At 53.4% G+C, this 19,104-nt stretch carries 21 protein-coding genes; 18 read left to right on the top strand and 3 right to left on the bottom strand.

The window, feature by feature from the left end:
* Positions 1-57: 57 nt before the first annotated feature.
* The 15 genes from NQ012_RS02240 (at position 58) to NQ012_RS02170 (ending at position 12,147) form a co-directional block, all read left to right on the top strand.
* Positions 58-447: a hypothetical protein gene (locus NQ012_RS02240; RefSeq protein ID WP_257065917.1), complete on the top strand. Its 390-nt coding sequence runs from the start codon at positions 58-60 to the stop codon at positions 445-447.
* A complete protein-coding gene (locus NQ012_RS02235) occupies positions 405-653 on the top strand; it encodes a hypothetical protein (RefSeq protein WP_002212743.1) in 249 nt (82 codons plus the stop codon). Before NQ012_RS02240 ends, NQ012_RS02235 begins: the two co-directional genes overlap by 43 nt.
* The gene (locus NQ012_RS02230; RefSeq protein WP_257065914.1) at positions 650-2,794 is read left to right on the top strand and encodes a phage tail tape measure protein; all 2,145 of its coding nucleotides are present in this window, start codon (positions 650-652) and stop codon (positions 2,792-2,794) included. Before NQ012_RS02235 ends, NQ012_RS02230 begins: the two co-directional genes overlap by 4 nt.
* Positions 2,794-4,161, top strand: coding sequence for a DNA circularization protein (locus NQ012_RS02225; RefSeq protein WP_257065912.1), 1,368 nt, complete (start codon positions 2,794-2,796; stop codon positions 4,159-4,161). The genes NQ012_RS02230 and NQ012_RS02225 overlap by 1 nt, the downstream gene beginning before the upstream one ends.
* Complete coding sequence (locus NQ012_RS02220) at positions 4,145-5,284, top strand: phage baseplate assembly protein (RefSeq protein WP_257065910.1); 1,140 nt, start codon at positions 4,145-4,147, stop codon at positions 5,282-5,284. Before NQ012_RS02225 ends, NQ012_RS02220 begins: the two co-directional genes overlap by 17 nt.
* Positions 5,285-5,914: a phage baseplate assembly protein V gene (locus tag NQ012_RS02215; protein WP_257065908.1), complete on the top strand. Its 630-nt coding sequence runs from the start codon at positions 5,285-5,287 to the stop codon at positions 5,912-5,914. It abuts the gene before it with no gap.
* A 73-nt stretch (positions 5,915-5,987) separates the two neighbouring features.
* Positions 5,988-6,341: a phage GP46 family protein gene (locus tag NQ012_RS02210; RefSeq protein ID WP_257065907.1), complete on the top strand. Its 354-nt coding sequence runs from the start codon at positions 5,988-5,990 to the stop codon at positions 6,339-6,341.
* Positions 6,338-7,405, top strand: a complete 1,068-nt coding sequence (locus NQ012_RS02205; protein WP_257065905.1) for a baseplate J/gp47 family protein — start codon at positions 6,338-6,340, stop codon at positions 7,403-7,405. Before NQ012_RS02210 ends, NQ012_RS02205 begins: the two co-directional genes overlap by 4 nt.
* The gene (locus NQ012_RS02200) at positions 7,402-7,968 is read left to right on the top strand and encodes a YmfQ family protein (RefSeq protein ID WP_257065904.1); all 567 of its coding nucleotides are present in this window, start codon (positions 7,402-7,404) and stop codon (positions 7,966-7,968) included. Before NQ012_RS02205 ends, NQ012_RS02200 begins: the two co-directional genes overlap by 4 nt.
* A gap of 2 nt (positions 7,969-7,970) precedes the next feature.
* Positions 7,971-9,869, top strand: a complete 1,899-nt coding sequence (locus NQ012_RS02195) for a hypothetical protein (protein ID WP_257065901.1) — start codon at positions 7,971-7,973, stop codon at positions 9,867-9,869.
* A 10-nt stretch (positions 9,870-9,879) separates the two neighbouring features.
* Positions 9,880-10,473: a hypothetical protein gene (locus NQ012_RS02190; protein ID WP_257065899.1), complete on the top strand. Its 594-nt coding sequence runs from the start codon at positions 9,880-9,882 to the stop codon at positions 10,471-10,473.
* A gap of 1 nt (position 10,474) precedes the next feature.
* Positions 10,475-10,963, top strand: coding sequence for a hypothetical protein (locus tag NQ012_RS02185; protein ID WP_257065898.1), 489 nt, complete (start codon positions 10,475-10,477; stop codon positions 10,961-10,963).
* A gap of 149 nt (positions 10,964-11,112) precedes the next feature.
* Positions 11,113-11,226 (top strand): zinc finger domain-containing protein, encoded by a 114-nt coding sequence (locus NQ012_RS02180; protein WP_082815492.1) that lies wholly within the window; start codon positions 11,113-11,115, stop codon positions 11,224-11,226.
* A gap of 81 nt (positions 11,227-11,307) precedes the next feature.
* Complete coding sequence (locus tag NQ012_RS02175; protein ID WP_257065894.1) at positions 11,308-11,850, top strand: hypothetical protein; 543 nt, start codon at positions 11,308-11,310, stop codon at positions 11,848-11,850.
* A 39-nt stretch (positions 11,851-11,889) separates the two neighbouring features.
* Positions 11,890-12,147 (top strand): hypothetical protein, encoded by a 258-nt coding sequence (locus NQ012_RS02170; RefSeq protein ID WP_257065892.1) that lies wholly within the window; start codon positions 11,890-11,892, stop codon positions 12,145-12,147.
* A 51-nt stretch (positions 12,148-12,198) separates the two neighbouring features.
* Here the strand turns inward: NQ012_RS02170 and NQ012_RS02165 are convergent, their stop codons facing one another.
* Together NQ012_RS02165 and typA are read right to left on the bottom strand one after the other, a co-directional pair.
* Positions 12,199-12,651, bottom strand: coding sequence for a hypothetical protein (locus tag NQ012_RS02165; RefSeq protein WP_257065890.1), 453 nt, complete (start codon positions 12,649-12,651; stop codon positions 12,199-12,201).
* 502 nt (positions 12,652-13,153) lie between these two features.
* Entirely contained in the window at positions 13,154-14,965 is a 1,812-nt protein-coding gene (typA, locus tag NQ012_RS02160; protein ID WP_257065888.1) for a translational GTPase TypA, read from the bottom strand.
* 443 nt (positions 14,966-15,408) lie between these two features.
* Here typA and bfr (NQ012_RS02155) point away from each other — a divergent pair, with 443 nt between their 5' ends.
* Both bfr (NQ012_RS02155) and bfr (NQ012_RS02150) read left to right on the top strand, forming a co-directional pair.
* On the top strand, positions 15,409-15,873 hold the full coding sequence (bfr, locus tag NQ012_RS02155; protein ID WP_257065886.1) for a bacterioferritin: 465 nt from the start codon (positions 15,409-15,411) through the stop codon (positions 15,871-15,873).
* Between the two features lie 24 nt (positions 15,874-15,897).
* Positions 15,898-16,371 (top strand): bacterioferritin, encoded by a 474-nt coding sequence (gene bfr, locus NQ012_RS02150; RefSeq protein WP_257065884.1) that lies wholly within the window; start codon positions 15,898-15,900, stop codon positions 16,369-16,371.
* Positions 16,372-16,822: 451 nt separating this feature from the next.
* Here the strand turns inward: bfr (NQ012_RS02150) and gap are convergent, their stop codons facing one another.
* Positions 16,823-17,851 (bottom strand): type I glyceraldehyde-3-phosphate dehydrogenase, encoded by a 1,029-nt coding sequence (gene gap / locus NQ012_RS02145; protein WP_085365542.1) that lies wholly within the window; start codon positions 17,849-17,851, stop codon positions 16,823-16,825.
* Between the two features lie 299 nt (positions 17,852-18,150).
* Here gap and hemF point away from each other — a divergent pair, with 299 nt between their 5' ends.
* Positions 18,151-19,056, top strand: a complete 906-nt coding sequence (gene hemF, locus NQ012_RS02140; protein WP_257065881.1) for an oxygen-dependent coproporphyrinogen oxidase — start codon at positions 18,151-18,153, stop codon at positions 19,054-19,056.
* The last annotated feature ends 48 nt before the right edge of the window (positions 19,057-19,104 follow it).

Here is a 19,104-nt window from a genome sequence, read left to right as displayed (position 1 = left end):
AAGCGACAATTAAGCCTTGATTTATACAAGGTTTAACCACCGTTTAAGGGCTTTTTTATGTCTGAATTTCCCCCCGAACTCACCCGCGCCATCGAAGATTACGAATTGCGCATTTCTCCCGACCTGAAAACCGTTACCGGCCGTCTGAAATACGGCATTGGTGTGATTGACGGCGAAATGCACCATGATTTTTCCATGCACCTTTTAACCGTGCGCGAGGACATGGCAATTGATCCGCAACTTGAAGGCCAGCCGCGGCTGGTGGCCGCCTATGCCGCGTCACTGGATAAATTGGGTGGCTTAACAGCCGAATCTTTGACACCTGATTTGCTGCTTGATGAGATGGCTGCTGCTGACTTTGACGCGCTGTACTGGGCGCAAGAGCTGCTGCAAAAAAAGCGGCTTTGCCCGCACCCCGCGCCGACCGTTACCGATACGCCGTCTTAAAACTCGGCCGATACGGCATCACGCCCGCCCAAATCGACGGCATGACCCAACCCGAACTGGAAGGCTGGTTAAAACAGGCCGACTTAATCGAGCGCGGCCGCGCCGCGCCGGTAGTGATGCCGTGGTTTATTCCTGCGAACGTCAAACCATCCGCCGCCACGGGCGGGCAGACCCAAACCTTTATCAGCAAGCGTAAGAAAAAATGAGCCAGCATAGTGTAGAACTGGTTGCTAAGTTTAAGGACAACGCCACGCCCGGCCTCCGCCGTTTGGCGGCAGAAGCGGAAAAAACAGGCAGCCGGCAGTTGCAGAAAGCCGCAGCGGTCAAGCTGAAACATCAAGAGATGTACAGCGCTACCGCCCGTTTGGGCATCCGTACTGAACACCAAATCCGCCGTGAAATCCAACAAACGCAGGCGGCTTACAACCGTTTGGCCAAAAGCGGCATGGCTTCGCAACGCGAACTGGCGAGGGCTGCACAGGTAACGCGCAGCCGCGTACGCGAGCTGACTGCCGAAATCAACGGCGGTGCAAGCCGTTTGCAACGTATAGGTTCGGGAGTCCGGACAATCGGGCGCGGTGTGGCCGGCGTGGCGGCGGGTGCGGCGGCAGGGGCTTATGTGTTGGCGCAGCCGGTCAACCGGACGATGGACTTTGACACATCATTGCGTCATGCCGCCAATACCATGTATGCAGGCAAGAGTATGGCCGAGAAGCGCGCAGGTATGGCGGAAATTAAGAAATCGGTCATGGATGCCGCCTATGTAGGCGGAACGACGCGTGATACCGCTTTGGAAGCCATGAATACAATGGTGGCCAGCGGAGCGATGAGCGACGAAGCCGTGAAAAAACTGCTGCCGACCGTTATGAAAACCGCCACCGCCGCCAATACGGAAGGAAACGATATTGCCAACATCGTAACCAAGGCGTTGCAGGCGGGGTTTAAAGAGGCGGATATTCCGTCGCTGCTTGACCGTGCGTTGCAATCGGGCGCGGACGGCGGTTTTGAATTGAAAGACATGTCGCGCTGGCTGCCGCAGCAGTTGGCTGCAATGAAAAACGCCGGTATGGGCGCGACGCTGGATAATTTTTCCAGCCTGCTCAATGCCAACCAATTGTCGTTTATGACCGCGGGCAATACCGATGAAGCTGGGAACAACCTAGTCAACCTGCTGGCAAAAATCAACAGTCAGGATATTGTGACCAAAGCCAAAAAAATTACCATCAACGGCAAAGAAGGTTTCGATTTCACCGCCAGCATGAACAAACGGCAGGCAGCAGGCATGAACTCGCTTGATGCGCTGGTGGACATTGTCGGAGAAATCACGGCCAAGGATAAGAAGTCCGCCGCTCTGATGAAACAGATTAATGCCGCGCAAGGCGATGAAGCCAAGCTGGCTTTGCTGGAAAACCAAAAGGCCTTGGTAGACGGCACTGCCATCGGGAAGCTGGTTTCCGACCGTCAGGCATTGATGGCATTGCTGGCATTGGTCAACAACAAACAGGAACTCACCCGCCTGCAAGTAGGCCAGACAAATGCGGCGGGTGCGGTGGACGGTGCATACGGATTCGTCGCCGAAGGTTCGGGGTTTAAAAAATCCCAATTCTCCCTCGCCAAATCAGAAGCCGAATATGGCGCATTTGAAAAATTCAGCGACCGCATCGGAGGCTGGATGCAGTCGGCCGCACAATGGATGCGCGGGCATCCCGAACAGGCGCAAACCGCCACGCAGGTAGGATACGGCGCGGCGGCTGCATCGGCGGCGGCCGGTACAAGCTCTATGTTTGGGGGCGGCGGCCTGCTTTCCAAACTGTTCGGTGGAAGCAGCAGAACCTTACAGGCGGGCCGTCTGATGCCCTCGGCCTCCTCGCTAGGACCCGTCGCGCTCGGTGCGGCACCGTTGGCCGTAATGGGCGGGGCAACCCATTTGGCGGGGCAGCGCGACAAATATGCGGAATGGTCAAAACCGTTTGCTAAATTATCGTCTTGGCTGGAAAGTATCCTGCCTGATTTTTCAGCGGGGGCGAAAGCCGAATATCTGCGCAAACGTGAAGAACTGGGCGGCAACAATGCTCCGCTCGACAGCCCTGTTTTAAAAGAGAGTATGGCGCAGCTTAACCAATCTGCACAAACCAACCAGCAGGCAAGCCAGCAGTATGTGCAGGCTGCGGCGGAGAATCAGGCGGCAACAGCGCAGATTACCGGCGCGGCGGCACAGATGACGGCTGCTGCCGCACAAATGCAGGCGGCGGCAGGCAAGCCGATTCCGATTACCGTTACCGTGCAAAACGGCAACATTATGGCCTATGTGAATCAGGCGGTAGAACGCAACAGTAGGAAAAATTAATGGCTTGGAAAGACACTTTACTGGATGCGAGCTTCAAGGGCGTTACCTTTGACGTCATCGACGACACACTGCGCGGCACCCACGCGCTGGCGGAACACGAATACCCGTTCGTACAGGGCGCGGACATCGAAGATACGGGCGTATCTGCGATGGATATGGCTTTGACCGCCGTATTGTGGGGTGAAGATTACGAAGGCCGCCTGCAAAACCTGCTGAACGTATTGCGCGAAACGGGCGCGGGCGAATTGATCCACCCGATTTACGGCAGCGTGCCCGACTGTGTGGTGGCGGATTTTGAGGTGGCGCACAACGAGGAAAGCCCCGATTACTGCACGGTGCGGATGACGTTTAAGCAAAGTGTCAAAGCTGCGCCGTTTTTTGACCGCGATTTGCCGGTGGCGTTGGCCGACGAGGTAGACTTCTTGGCTGATGTGGCCGCTTGGCAGGGGTTTGAGGTATTTCAGACGGCCTTAAGCAAAATAAAAAAAGCGCAAAGCCGTTGGAATGCCTTTCACGGCACGGTGTTGATTGCTGTGGGCGTACTATACGGGCAGGTTAACGGCGTGTTTAAAGGCAGTTTAAACCTACTCGACAGCCCGCACGTATTAATGGCGGAGCTGCAATCGGTGTTCGGGGCGTTGGCCAATATGCACAATGTCGGCAAGAGCGGGCTGGACGGCTGGCGCGATATGGTGGGCGGCGTGTCCAAAGCCGCCGCGACGCCGTGGCATGTCAGCCGCGGAACGGAAGGCAGTGCGGCAGCCGTGGATTTGATTCAGCGCGCCAAGCCCGAAGATGTGGCTGCTTTAACCGCGCTTACTGCCACTGTGGGCGCATGTGCTTTGGCCGAGCAGGCCGCCGATATTTTAGCGGTGCAGTTAGACGGCCCGACTTTAACACCCGTGGAAATCTCGCGCTTGTTAGCCGACACCCGCGCCGCTTTGCAGCGTGCTTTGGCCGCCCAGCGTATCTTGGCCATGATGCTTTCCGATGAGGTTAAAGCCGACCAGTTGGCCTACTGCCTGCTGCGGCTCTACCAAACACCTGCCGACAGTGCCGATGATGTGTATCGGCGCATTGAGGCTGCGGGGTTGTTGCCGAAAACGCCTTATTTGGAAACTGCCGCCGCACTTACCGAAAGCTTGCGCGATACGGCGCACAAACTGCAAAAACAGGCATGTTCGGTGATCAATCTGCGCCCGCCGTTGGTGCAGAAAACCGTTACCCGTGATACCGGCCTGCATCTGCTGGCTTTTGAGTGGTATGGCGATTACAGCCGCTTTGCCGAATTATTGCGCCTAAATCCGCATATCCGTCATCCGAATTTTATCGCCAAAGGGGAGGTGCTCAATGCCTACGCCCGATAACACCGTTACCCTGCTGATTAACGGTAAAACGCACGGTCAATGGACGGATTACGATATTGTTTCCGATCTGCTCACGCCCGCCGATGATTTTTCAGTAACGCTCGGGCGGCCTGTTGATGCCAAACCCGATGCGGTACAACCGGGTGATAAAGTAGAAGTGCGCGTTGGTAATGATACGGTATTGAGCGGGCGGATCGACCGCGTGCAAACCATTACCGAAAAGGGTCATAAAACCCTAATGATACAAGGCCGCGATGATGCAGGCGTGTTACTGGACTGTTCCGCGCCGCTGTTTAACGCGCAGGATATGGATTTACACCAAATCATTGAGAAAATCGTTAAGCCTTTGGGCTTGGTCAAAATCTGTATTGATGCCGCCAAAACCGACAAAGCCCACAAAGTGCAGATCGAGCCGAGCTGCCGCGCGTGGGATGCGCTACTGGAGTACGCCGATGCCAACGGCCTATGGCCGTGGCTGGAGCCGGACGGCACGCTGGTGGTAGGCGGCCCCGATTACACCGCCGAACCGGTAGCCGAGCTGGTTTTGCGCAGCAACGGCCAAAACAACAACATCAAGCGGCTGGAAGTGAGCCGCGATATGGCGGCGCGCTACAGCGAGGTTACCGTATTGGCGCAAAGCCACAGCGGTAAAAACAACATCAAAGCTACGGCTAAAGACGATTCCTTGAAGCTGCACCGCCCCTTGATTGTGACCGAGCCGGACATCGACAGCCAGGCGGAAGCGCAGCGCAAAGCCAAAAAGCGGCTGGCGGACAGCAGGCTGGCGGGCTTAACCATTACCGCAACCGTGCAAGGCCACCGCACCGATAACGGCACTTTATGGCAGCCCGGCCAGCGTATCAACGTATTGAGCGAACCGGACGGCATCGATGCAGTGTATTTTCTGATGGCGCGCACGTTTACAGGTGGGCGCGGCCAACCCACTGAAACCGTGCTTACCCTGAAAGAAGACGGCGCATGGGTATTGGATGCCGACCCGCCGAAAAAATCAGGCAAGGCGAAAAGGCCGTCTGAAAACCGCAAGGCCAACGGCCAAGCAACGGCCAAGCCGAAAAAACGCCGCCAAGCCAAGAAGCCCAAGCAGGAGTTACAGGTTATTTAAATGGATATTAAAACCATCGATAAACGTATCAGACAGGCTTTTAACGGTGTGCGCCAAGCCTTTCGCGGCAAAATCGCTCGTGTGAAATCGGGAGGCGGCGTGCAGAAAATCCAAGTGGAAGGATTGGAAGGCGAAACCGTACAGGATTTGGAACACGCCGAAAACTTCGGCTTCACCAGCCACCCGCCCGCCGGCAGCGATTGCGTGGTGGTGCCGCTGGGCGGCAAAACCAGTCACGGCATTATCGTTACCACCACCAACGGAGACTACCGCATCACGGGCTTATCGGAAGGCGAAACGGCGGTTTATAACGCTGATGGTGCTCAAATAGTGTTAAAGAAAGGCCGTATTATCGAAATCGACTGCGAAACGCTGAATATCAAAGCACCGAGCGGCGTGAATATTACCGCCAATAATGTGAAATGTTCGGCACAGGTAACTGCAGAAGGTCAAATCAACGGCAACGGCGGCATGGCCGTACAAGGCGGCAGCGGTGCCAGCTTTACCGGCGATGTCAAACTGGTGGGAGATGTGACAACCACCGGCAAGCTGGTGAATAACGGCAAGAATGTGGGTTCAGACCACAAACACACCGAAACCAACGGCAGCGAAACAGGCGAGGTGGTGTAAAGTCTTTCAGACAGGCATCACGCCTGACATCCATCAAACCAACATCCAAGCGTCCTTATCTGAAAATACAGGTATGGACGCTTTACTTAATCCCCAAACGGGCGGCTATATGGTCAACCAATCCGCCCAATCCATCGAAAACGAGCTGTATATCCGCTTGGTTACGCCCTTGGGCAGTTACTGGGCAGACCGTACGCTCGGCAGCCGCCTGCACGAATTGCGCCGCCAAAAACATTTGCCGCGCATAGCCGTGTTGGCCAAGCAGTATGCCGAGCAGGCATTGCAGCCTGTGGTTAAGTTTAAACGTGCCCAATCCATCCAAGTAACCGCATCTGCGCTGCAGCACGGCTGGCTGAAATTGCACATTGAAGCCGTCGATGCCGCAGGCGATACCGTAACCCTTATACACAAGGTGGCCGTGATATGACGCAAGCGCTTAATTTAGAGCAAATCCGCGCCAAATATCTGCGCGACCTGCAAAACCAAAACCCCGCCGCCCACGTACACGCGGGCAGCGACAACCATGTGCGTGCCACCGCCATTGCCGCAGTAGGGGAAGGTCAATACCAACATCAAGAGTGGATTTTGCGCCAAGCTTTTGCCGATACGGCGGATTCAGCCTTTTTGGAAAAGCACGCTGCAAAATACGGCATTTACCGTAAGGCTGCTACTTTCGCAGCCGGCAAAGTGCGGATTAACGGTGCAATCGGCGCCACAGTTCCGATAGGTCAGCAAATCAATGTCGGCGAGCAAGTGTATTTAACCGTTGCCGCTGCTGTAATCGGCGCAGATGGCAGCGTCGATGTGCCTGTGATGGCCGCGGCGGCGGGTAGCAACCAAAACCAAGCCACACAAACCAGCGCCGTGTTGCAGAGTGTACCTGCCGGTGTAGACGGCACCGCCGTGCTGCTGGAAATGGTCGGCGGCACCGATGCCGAAACCGACGAAAGCTTGTTGGCGCGCTATGAAGAACGCCTGCGACGACCTGCTGCAGGCGGTAACCAATACGATTTCCGTAATTGGTGCTTGGAGGTGCCTGGTGTGGTTGATGCCTTTATTTACCCGCTGCGCCGTGGCAACGGCTTTGTCGATGCCGTGATTTTGGGCGAAAACGGCATTCCCAGCGAAGAAACGCTGGCTGCCGTGCAAACCCATGTTGATGCCGTGCGCCCCGTTACCCGTAAAAACGGCTTTCTAGCCCTCGCACCCACCATTCAGGCGGCTGATGTGGCGGTTACTGTTACCTTGACAGCCAATGCGGACAAAGATGCGTCAACCGTTGCTATTAAGTCTGCCGTTAATGCTTATTTCGGTACGCTCAAGCCGGGAGATACCTTAATCAAAAGTCAGCTTGAAACGCTGATTAGCGAAGTACACGGTGTTATCGACCGGGTGTTGACCGCGCCCGCGGGCAATATCAGGCCGTCTGAAAGCGGCAATGATATTTATTGGATTCGACCGGGCAGCATCACGGTGGAGTACACGTCGTGAGTTATCAAGACCTGCTATCCGCATTACGCCCGCCTGTCAGCTACGACGCAGCAGCCGAAGCGGCTGAAATACGGGCAGAAGCAGCTGTGTTTGATCATGCACAAGCCCGCGCACAGGGCATTGGTGAAGCACCCTTTCCAGGTGAAGACAATGATTACTTATACCGCTGGGAAGAATTGTTGGCGATTATCCCTCCTGCCGGAGCGAACACCCAACAACGCACCGATGCCGTGTTGGCCAAACTTAATGCACTTGGTGGTTTGAGCATCGCCTACTTTACCGCCATCGCAGAATCTGCGGGTTATACGGTCAAAATCTACGAGGAAGACCAATTCCGCGCGGGAGAAAGCTGTGCGGGCGATTGTTTAAATACCGAAGATGCCATTTGGCGTTGGTGCGTCGATATTGCCGACGGCAACGCTACCGCCTATATCTTCCGCGCAGGGCAAGGTCGTGCAGGCGACCGCATCAGCGTATACACCGACCCCATCATCGAAACCATGTTTAGCGAATTAAAACCGGCATGGACTTACTGCCGCTTTGAATATTCGAAAGAGGTATAAAAATGAATTTAATAGAAACCCCTGACAACCGGTTTGTCGACGGTGACCGCCGCACGCCGGGTACGCCTGTTCCGGCTTGGTGGCTCAATCAATTGCAAGGCGAGTTGTTTAGCATTTTGCAGGCGGCTGGCATCGAGCCGGATAAGGCAGATCATAAACAAGTTTTGAGCGCCATCAAAACCTTGGCCGAGGCCGCCTCACAAGTGTCCAGCATCGCAGCCCTGCGCCAATACAGCGGCGCGGGTTATGTTAATGTCAATGGCTACTACGATACCACTCCCGGCATCGGCGGCGGAGTGTTTGTGGCTGATAACAAAGATAAAACCACCGTTGATAACGGTGGCTCGGTAATTGTAAGTACAGACGGCACGCGCTGGCGGCGGGTTGCTGAGCAGCTGCATGCTGCCGATTTTGGCATATTAGGTAACGGCAGCGACGAGACCGATAAAATTCAAACGGCCTTAAATGCGTGCGCCACCGAAAAAAAGCCCATTAGTTTTGCGGCTGGCAAAAACTATGGGATTACTCAAATCAGTATTCCGCAGTTTTCGCAGATTTCGGCCGCTGGCGCGGTGTTTAAAAAAATGGCGGCGTCTGAACAGCCGTGTATCAATATTAATAGCAATGTGTCGATTGATGTTTTGTCGGTCAGCTCGCCCGGTAGTGCAACAGATTGCGGCGTGCGGGTGCTGGGTAGTGACGTGGATATAGGCAGGGTTGTACTTAAGTCGGGTACCAAAGGCTCAAACTACGGTGTGCATGTGCAGTCATCGACTGGGAAAAAGCTGAAAAATATAAAAATCAGCGGGGTAGATATTGTCAACTACGACGCGGCCTTGTTGCTTTTTGGCATCGATGATGGCGATGTGTCAGACATTAATATTAAGTGTTATAGAACTGGTGTTTATCTGCGCGACGCTGGAAACTGCAATTTTAACGGTGCCAGAATATCTGAAAAATCGCCAAACGCGGAAGGTGCACCCGGTCAGAACGGCCTGCTTGTCGAAAGCATCAGCGGCGACTATGCCTCTCATGATTTGACTTTTTCCAATTGGTTAGTTTCAGACGCTGCCGAGCATAGCTACCGTTTCGGCGGCCAGCTCGGTATTAGGGATGTGTCGTTTGTAGCGTGTACGTCAAAGATGTCGGGGAATCACGGTGGTAAGTCAAGCGGGGGATGTGGATTTAAGGTGTTGGGTGCAACTAGCGCGGCAGGTCATCGGCATAAAAACTTTAAATTCACTGGCTGCCATGTTGAGGATGTGAACATGGCTGGAGGCGGTGCTGGTAATTTTGCTGGTTATTTATTTTCGGTGGTGGACGGCGTAACTCTTAACGGGTGTACGCTCGGAAAAAACCGCAATGGGCAATACGCCTGTTGGGATGCAGTGTCAATCGAATCTGTTACCAATATATCTTTAAACGGCGGTTTGATGAGAGATTTCCAGCGGCAGGGTATCCGTGTCGTGTCTGCCGTTTATAACCAGTTCCCGGGATGGGATGGTCTGCTTGATGGCCTATTTGTCAATGGTGGGAGCTATCAAAACAGCCATAATCAAAACGCCCCTGTTGTCTTTTTTGATGTCAACACTGCATCTGAAGTAACGGGCAGCGGAACGGTAAAAAACGTTATTTTTACAGGTGTTAACCTGCGTGGTGGTATGGCCGCGATCCGCACCGCAGACGCAATAGAGTATGAAAACCTATACTTTGACTTTGACTATGAAAACGGCTTGGCCAGCGGTGCCACTCCAGTTATTCCGGGTAAGGGCGACGCTTACTACAATGCTCGGATACCTTGGATAGGTTACTCACCGGAGGCTAAAAACGGCTCGACGATTATCGACAAACTTACCGGCACGGTGAGGGTGCGTCGGAATAATAATTGGGTGATTGTTTAAGGATTTGATTATGTACATGATTTTTAACAATTTTGGGCATTGTGAGCTGATTTGCGAAAAAGCGCCTTCAGAAGTTGGGGACGGTTATTTTGTTTTGCCTGGTGATGGTATTGATGGTTTTTTTTGGTCAGACGGGCAGCAGGCTTATAAAGCAACCACCCCGCCGCCGTCGTATTTGCATATTTTGCAAAACGGCAAATGGATTTTGCCCGATAGCGTGGCTGCTCAGCAACTCAAGGCCTACAAGGCTGACAAGCTGCAACAGCTTAACGCTGCTGCCCAAGCCTATATCGACCGAGCTGCCGAGACCGATAAAGTGCCGGATTTCGAGGTGCGGATGTGGACAATTCAAGCGGCAGAAGCGACGGCATGGGCAGCGGATAAAAACGCCCTTACCCCGGTGTTAGACCAAATCGCGGCAAGCCGCGGCATTGATGCAGACAAGCTCAAGGCCGCCGCGCTGCGTAAAACGTTGGCCTACGAAAAGCTGACAGCACATATCGCGGGACAGCGTCAGGCGCTGCAAAGTAAAATCGAAACTGCCAAGACGCAGGCTGCGCTGGATAAGATTGTGATCACATTTACCGCACTGGAGGCTGTCTGAAATGAGCAAAGTCTATCTGGCTATGTACAAGGGACGGAAAGACGGGCGAGGTGTCAAAGTTTGGGCGGCACGAATCGCAGACTGGGTTGTACGCACTGTAACCCGCAGCCCTTACAGCCATTGCGAAATCGCGGTAGAGCATCCGCGCGACGGCCTGTTTGATTGTTATTCGTCCAGCGCGAGAGACGGCGGGGTGCGCGTTAAAACCATGCCTCTGCCTGCCGACAAATGGGATTTAATCGAACTGCCGCCGGCGGTTGCACTGTCAGTAAGCCGCTTATTCCGCCGTACACACGGGGCAGGTTACGACTGGCTAGGTGCGATTGGCGTGGTACTCAAATCACCACACAGCAAAAGCCGCTGGTTTTGCAGCGAATGGTGCGCATATGTAATAGGCTGCACCAGCCCGCACCGGTACACCCCGCAAACCCTGTATGCTGCGGCATTAACTAAAAATAGGCTGTCTGAGAAAATGGAGAGAATAAAGTAATTTAGAAAGTTTTAAATAAAGAGGAGCGGCGACGTGTCTGTGTTGCGAGCACCGACACGCCAGTCAAGCAGATGTCCCCTGCATTGACTTCAAGGCCGCTTTGCCTAGCTAGGCGGCGGTAATTCTAACCTAAACGGAGTTAATGCGACATGGTTTATTATCGTGAATTACGTTGTACCTACTGCAAAAAACTGTTGGCCAAAGGCAGCGGTAACGTACAAATCAAGTGTAACCGTTGTAAAACGGTTAATACTTTCAGCTAGACAACCATTACTAAGAATGCCGTCGAGCATCATTTTAAACTGATTTCAGAACACCAGCGAGAGTGTCGGAGAGTAAGTAAAATGATGCAAAAATACCACTCAACGGCTCCCCTGCCATTCGTCGGACAAAAGCGATATTTCATTAAACACTTCACTAAAGTATTGTCGCAAATTCCAGCTGACGGCAAACATTGGACAATTGTAGACGTATTCGGCGGAAGCGGCTTGTTGGCACACGTTGCAAAACGTATCAAACCACAGGCGCGGGTAATTTACAACGACTATGACAACTACTCAGACCGCCTGCGGCACATCCCAGATTACAACCGTTTGCGTGAACAAATCGCGCAGATAGTTGGCGGCATCCCCAAAGGCTCAAGGCTAGACCCTGAACGTACCCGATCGGTGCAACAAACAATCACTAATTTCCAAGGCCACATTGATGTGCGCGTACTTTCATCATGGCTTTTATTTAGTGCCAAACAAGCAAATTCGCTTGAACAATTGCTGGGGTTTGAGTTTTACAATAAGGTACGCCAATCCCCATACTCCATCGCTGCCGACTATTTAGACGGCCTCGAAATCACCCAGCAAGACTATAATCTTTTGATGGCTGAGCATTAGCATAACCCCAATACTCTGCTGGTATTAGACCCGCCTTATGTGTCCACTGCTCAGGGTGCGTATGCCGCTGATAAATACTTTAATATGGTTAGCTTCCTGCGTATGATTCAGTATATGCGCCCACCGTTTATCCTATTTAGCTCCACCCGTAGCGAGGCGCTGGACTACTTCCAATTTTTGCAAGAGTGCGAACCGGACAAATACCGGCGCTTCAGCGGCTACAATATCGTTTCACTAGATGCCAAGATGGGCAAAGGCATCGAGTATCAGGACAATATGATTTATAAAATAGATTAACCCGCCTAAACGGCGGGCGGTATCAAAGTTCCACCTTATAGCGCGGCCTAACTAGGTGTCAAAGATTTTCCGAAAAGGTGCTAAAGTTCGCGCCGCCTTATATTTGCGGGCGCTTTCGGTTTGCGGGTCGGGTGGGGTGTGTTCGCCGCATTCGCGCACGGCGTCGCCATAAACCGAAGTGCTGCTTGCATAAACGATATGGCCGATGTCGAAATGCCGCGCAAGTTGCAGCCAGCCCGCCAGTACGGCGGGGTAGTCGGCCACGGCGGAAGGCGGCAGCAGGCAGAACCACACGGATTTGTCTGCCCATGTTTGCCAGAAATCCGCCTGAAAAACCCGCTCATCGTTTAAATCGGCAGCGTGCAGGTTTACCGGCAGGTTGATGTCGTCGGAAGTGATTCTTCGTTTGAGCGCCGATACGCGGCTGCCGCCCTCAAACATTTTTTCGGCCAGCGGCCTGCCCAGATAACCCATGCCGAGTATGGCGCAATCGGGTGTGTGCATTTTTCAGACGGCCTCGTGTGTGGAAAGGGTAAACAGTATATAGCCGATAAATATTTTCCGATACGGGGTAGGTTTTCGGCTGCCGCGGCAGTCCAACCAATTATTTGGCAAAAAGTTTCGTTATGCTCGGGCTTGATCCGAGTATTTTATTGTTTCGAAAGAAATAGCAGATACTCGGGTCAAGCCCGAGTATGACGATGGTTGTATCGACGGCCCTTAGGTGTTGCAAAAGTTTCAGGCCGAGACCTTTGCAAAATTCTTTTAGGCCGTCTGAAACATCCGATTATCGTCATTCCCGCGCAGGCGGGAATCCAGTCGTTTTTTCATAAGTTATTGAAATAAAATACTTGATGGTTTTAAGGCTGGATTCCCGCCTGCGCGGGAATGACGGGATACGAACGTTTTCAGGTTTGAATTGGTTATTTTGCAAAGGTCTCAGGCCGTCTGAAAAAACATTTTCAGACGGCCTGCTGCTTTAAACGGCTTCAATCAAACCGCTGGTTTAATCCAGCTTTTTAAAATGCTTGCGGCGCTCGTGTTCCTGCAAATAGCGCTTGCGCAGGCGGATGGATTGCGGGGTGATTTCCACCAACTCGTCGTCGTCGATAAACTCGACCGCGCTCTCCAGCGTGAGCTTGATGGGCGTGGTCAGGCGCACGGCTTCGTCGGTGCCGCTGGCGCGCACGTTGGTGAGCTTTTTGCCTTTTAAGGGGTTGACCACCAAGTCGTTGTCGCGGCTGTGGATGCCGATAATCATGCCTTCGTAGATTTTTTCGCCGGGCGATACGAACATACGGCCGCGGTCTTCAAGGTTCCACAGCGCGTAGGCGACGGCTTCGCCTTGCTCTTGCGATACCAGCACGCCGTTGTGGCGGCCGGGCATATCGGGCTTCACGGGGGCGTAGTCGTCGAAAACGTGGCTCATCAGGCCGACACCGCGGGTGAGCGTCATGAATTCGCCTTGGAAACCGATCAGGCCGCGGGCGGGAATGTGGTATTCGAGGCGGGTGCGGCCGTGGCCGTCGCTTTCCATATTGGTTAATTCGCCGCGGCGGCGGCCGAGTTCTTCCATCACCGCGCCTTGGTTGTCGTCGGGCACGTCGACGGTGAGGTTTTCATAAGGTTCGCATTTTTGACCGTCGATTTCGCGGAACACCACGCGCGGTTTGCCCACGGCCAATTCGTAGCCTTCGCGGCGCATGTTTTCCAACAGGATGGTCAGGTGCAGCTCGCCGCGGCCGGACACGCGGAAAATATCGGCGTCTGCGGTGTCTTCCACGCGCAGGGCCACGTTGGTAAGCAGCTCTTTGTTGAGGCGGTCGCGGATTTGGCGCGAGGTAACGAATTTGCCTTCGGTGCCGGCCAAGGGGCTGGTGTTGACCATAAAGTCCATCGTTAAAGTAGGTTCGTCCACGCTGAGCATGGGCAGGCCGACGGGGTTGTCTTTATCGGAAATGGTTACGCCGATGCCGATGTCGTCGAGGCCGGAAATAATCACGATGTCGCCGGCTTCGGCTTCTTCCAGCGGCACGCGCTCGAGGCCCTTGAAGCCCAGCAGTTGGTTGATGCGGCCTTGCGCCACCTGTTTTTCGTGGTTCATCACGGCAACCACCTGGCCGGGTTTGATGCGGCCGTTGAGAATGCGGCCGATGCCGAGGCGGCCGGTGTAGTTGTCGTAGTCGAGCTGCGAAATTTGCAGTTGCAGGGTTTCGTCGGCGCTGCCGGAAGGGGGCGGGGTGTGTTTCAGAATGGTTTCAAACAGCGGACGCATGTCGCTGCTCTCGTCGCCCTCTTCCAGTTTGGCAAAGCCGGAAAGGCCGGATGCGTAAACGATGGGGAAGTCGAGCTGTTCGTCGGTGGCGCCGAGTTTGTCGAACAGTTCGAAAGTTTGGTCGATTACCCAGCTCGGGCGGGCGGAAGGTTTGTCGATTTTGTTGATCACCACAATCGGGCGCAGGCCGAGCGCCAAGGCTTTTTTGGTAACGAAGCGGGTTTGCGGCATCGGGCCTTCTTGGGCATCGACCAGCAGCACCACGCAATCAACCATGCCCAACACGCGCTCCACCTCGCCGCCGAAGTCGGCGTGTCCGGGGGTGTCGACGATGTTGATGTGATAGCCTTCGTATTCGATGGCGGTGTTTTTGGCGAGAATGGTGATGCCGCGTTCTTTTTCGAGGTCGTTGCTGTCCATCACTCGCTCGTCAACCTGCTGGTTGGCGCGGAAGGTGCCGGATTGGCGCAAAAGTTGGTCGACCAGCGTGGTTTTGCCGTGGTCGACGTGGGCGATGATGGCGATATTGCGGATTTGTTTCATGGTTCAAACAGCCTGATAGCTAAAAAATAACCGTGCATTATAACACGCTATTTGCCGGATTCCGTGCGGTTGTTTGTGTGGCCGGAGTGATAAATAATATTAGTGAATGAAAAGAAAAAATTTATAACCTGTTTGAAAATAAAAGGTAAAAAGAAAAATCCGGGTTTGAACGAACCGGGACGGGATGCTTTTGTTGCACTTCGGCCGGCTTGTTGTGGTTAAATTTTGTAAATAAAAAATCGTATTGCAATAAATTATCAATATTAGACGCAACAAAAATCAAAAGGAAACAAGCCGTTAATTTTTTAATCGGTTTTACGGCTGTGGCATTATCTTTGATAATTGTTTGTATTTTAAATGGAAAGTTTGTATAAATCGGGTTTGTTGCCTACAATTTGAATCAAGCAGATACACAAACCGAAACACAAACGAAAGGACACATCATGCAAGGCGATAAAGCTGTTATTGATTATATGAACGAGTTGCTGGCAGGCGAATTGGCCGCGCGCGACCAATATTTCATCCACTCGCGTATGTATGCCGAATGGGGCTACAACAAACTGTTCGAGCGCATCGGTCATGAAATGGAAGACGAAACCGGCCACGCCGAGGCGTTTATCCGCCGCATTCTGATGCTGGGCGGCACGCCCAATATGGTTCCGGCCAAAATCAATGTGGGCGCCGACGTGGTGGCCATGCTCAAAGCCGACTTGAACACCGAGCTGGAAGTTCAAGCAGCGCTGAAAAAAGGCATCAAGTTGTGCGAAGAAAAGCAGGACTACGTTACCCGCGAACTGATGGTGGCGCAATTGAAAGACACCGAAGAGGATCACGCCCACTGGCTCGAGCAGCAGTTGCGCCTGATTGATTTGGTGGGTATCCAAAACTACCTGCAAAGCCAGCTGTAACAGGCCGTCTGAAAGGAGATTATCATGCAAGGCGACCGTTTGGTTATCCGCGAGTTAAACAAAAACTTGGGCTTGCTGCTGGTTACCATCAACCAATATTTTCTGCACGCCCGCATTTTGAAAAACTGGGGTTTGGAAGAGTTGGGCGAACATTTCTACAAACAGTCTATCGTGGAAATGAAAGCCGCCGACGATATCATCGAGCGCGTTTTGCTGCTCGAAGGGCTGCCCAACCTGCAAGATTTGGGTAAGCTGTTAATCGGCGAGAGCACCGAAGAAATCATTCAGTGCGATTTGACCAAAGAGCAGGAAAAACACGCCGCGCTGGTGGAAGCGATTGCATTGTGCGAAGAGAAGCAGGATTATGTTTCGCGCGATTTGCTCGAAAAGCTGAAAGACACCAACGAAGAGCATATCGACTGGCTGGAAACCCAGCAGGAGCTGATTGCCGGCGTGGGCTTGCCCAATTATCTGCAAACCGGGGCGCAAGAGGACTGACACACAAACCACTGCCAAATACAGCAGTCTGATTGAGCACCGCCAAACAAACGGCATACTTTCGGGTATGCCGTTTTTCTTTCGGGTTTGTTTTCAGACGGCCTGAGGTCTTTACAAAAATACTTAAGGCCGTCTGAAATACTTAGATTCCGTCATTCCCGCGCAGGCGGGAATCCAGCCTTAAAATTATCAAGTATTTTATTTCAATAACTTATGAAAAAAAACGACTGGATTCCCGCCTGCGCGGGAATGACGGGAAATAAATTTTTTGTGATGGGTTTTTAATTTTGCAAAGGCCTCGGCCTGAAAATATTTTTTGCAAAGGTCTCAGCTTGTAAAGGTTTTTGGCCGTTTGAAAAAAACATTGCGGATGTTCAAAGGTCTCAACCTTCAAATAAAAAAACCTTGCGGAAATACCGCAAGGTTTTTTTATAGTGGCTGAGAAATGCGTTCACTCGAAAGGGGTTACTTCCAGGCCGAACATCGCGCGGGCGGTGTTGAGCATCTGGCAGCTGAAGCCCCATTCGTTGTCGTACCACGAGAACACTTTCACCATATTGCCCGCAGTTACTTTGGTGAGCGTGCTGTCGAAATTGCTGGCTTGGGTGGTGTGGTTGAAATCCATAGAAACCAGCGGCAGGGTGTTGTAACCGAGCACGCCTTTCATCGCGCCTTCGGAAGCGGCTTTCACGATGCTGTTGATTTCCGCCACGCTGGTGTCGCGGCCTGCTTCGAAACTCAAATCAACCAAAGAAACGTTTACCGTGGGCACGCGGATGGCCAGGCCGTCCAAACGGCCTTTCAATTCGGGCAGCACCAAGCCCACCGCTTTGGCCGCGCCGGTTTTGGTGGGAATCATGTTTTCCACGCCGCTGCGGGCGCGGCGCAGGTCTTTGTGGCGCACGTCGGTAACGGTTTGGTCGTTGGTGAGGGCGTGGATGGTGGTCATCAGGCCTTTGTTGATGCCGATGCCTTCGTGCAGGGCTTTGGCAACGGGAGCCAGGCAGTTGGTGGTGCACGATGCGTTGGAAACCACGGTCATTTCGGGCGTGAGCACATCATGGTTTACGCCGTAAACCACGGTGGCGTCAACGTCTTCGTCGGCAGGTGCCGAAATCAGCACTTTTTTTGCACCCGATTCGAGATGGACTTTGGCGGCGGCTTTGCTGGTAAACGCGCCGGTGCATTCCATCACCAAATCCACACCCAAGAGTTCCCACGGCAGTTCGGCGGGGTTGCGGGTGGAAAAGAATGGGATTTTGCGGCCGTTGATAATCAGGTGGTTTTCATCGTAGGAAACATCGGCGGCAAAGCGGCCGTGAACGGTGTCGAACTTGGTGAGATGGGCATTGGTTTCGAGGCTGCCGCTGGCGTTTACCGCCACGACTTCGAGTTGTTTTTCCAGTTTGTAATCATAGATTGCGCGCAATACTTGTCGTCCGATGCGGCCGTAGCCGTTGATGGCAATCTTAATGCCCATTTTTTAGTCCTTTTGTGAATAGCGGTGTTGGAAAATATGCAGGCCGTCTGAAACGCTGCTGCGGAAAACGCGGATTATACCGCGTTGTAGTGCGGTGTAGTCAAGGCAAAATTACAGGCAACTACAATCATAACTCCCGCTTAAAACCGCCGTTTGCGGGCGTTTTTGTGCTGTTTCCGGCCGGAGCGGGGCAGGCCGGAAAGGTGGCCGGAAGCGGAATGCTTAAAACCTGCCCGCTTTGTGGCGGATGCGCCTTCACCGCTATAATAGGCCGTCTGAAAATAATTTAAGGAACCATCATGCACACGGAATCGGTATTGCCCTTGTTGCAAAACCTGCAACACCAAATCTGCGCGGCGCTCGAAGAAGAAGACGGCGGGGCGCGTTTTATTGCAGACCGCTGGCAGAGCAAGCTCGGTACGGGCGAGAGCAGGGTGATGAAAAACGGCGCGGTATTCGAGCAGGCGGGGGTGAATTTTTCGCACGTGAAAGGCAGCGCCATGCCTGCTTCGGCCACCGCCCACCGCCCCGAGCTGGCGGGCGCGCCGTTTGAGGCGGCGGGCGTGTCGCTGGTGATTCACCCGAAAAATCCCTATGTGCCCACCAGCCATGCCAACGTGCGCTTTTTTATTGCTTATCCTGAAGGCAGGGAGCCGGTGTGGTGGTTCGGCGGCGGCTTCGATTTAACGCCGTTTTATCCGTTTGAAGAGGATATTCTGCATTGGCACCGAACCGCAGCCGCCGTGTGCGCTCCGTTCGGCGGCGAAGTTTATCCGCAATACAAACAATGGTGCGACGAATATTTTTATCTGAAACACCGGGGCGAAACACGCGGTGTGGGCGGCTTGTTTTTCGACGATTTGAACCGCTGGCCGTTCGACACCTGCCTGAACTTTATCCGCGCCGTCGGCGAAGGCTACATAAAAGCCTATCTGCCGATTGTGGCGCGCCGCAAGCATACGGCATTCGGTGAGCGCGAGCGCAATTTCCAGCTTTACCGCCGGGGCCGTTATGTGGAGTTTAATCTGGTGTGGGACAGGGGCACGCTGTTCGGCCTGCAAAGCGGCGGGCGCACGGAGAGCATTTTGATGTCGATGCCGCCGCTGGTGCGTTTCGAATATGCCTATACGCCTGAAGCAGGCTCGCCCGAAGCGCGTTTGAACGACTTTTTAAAGCCGCGCAACTGGCTGGCCGAGCTGGCTTAAATCCGATATTTATAGTGGTTTAAATTCAACACGTGCAGCGTTGCCCCG

The sequence above is a fragment of the Neisseria dentiae genome, from assembly GCF_024580525.1.
Lineage (GTDB): Bacteria > Pseudomonadota > Gammaproteobacteria > Burkholderiales > Neisseriaceae > Neisseria > Neisseria dentiae_A.
The sequence above is the reverse complement of the archived record's forward strand: the minus strand, read 5'-3'. Positions and strand labels throughout refer to the sequence as shown.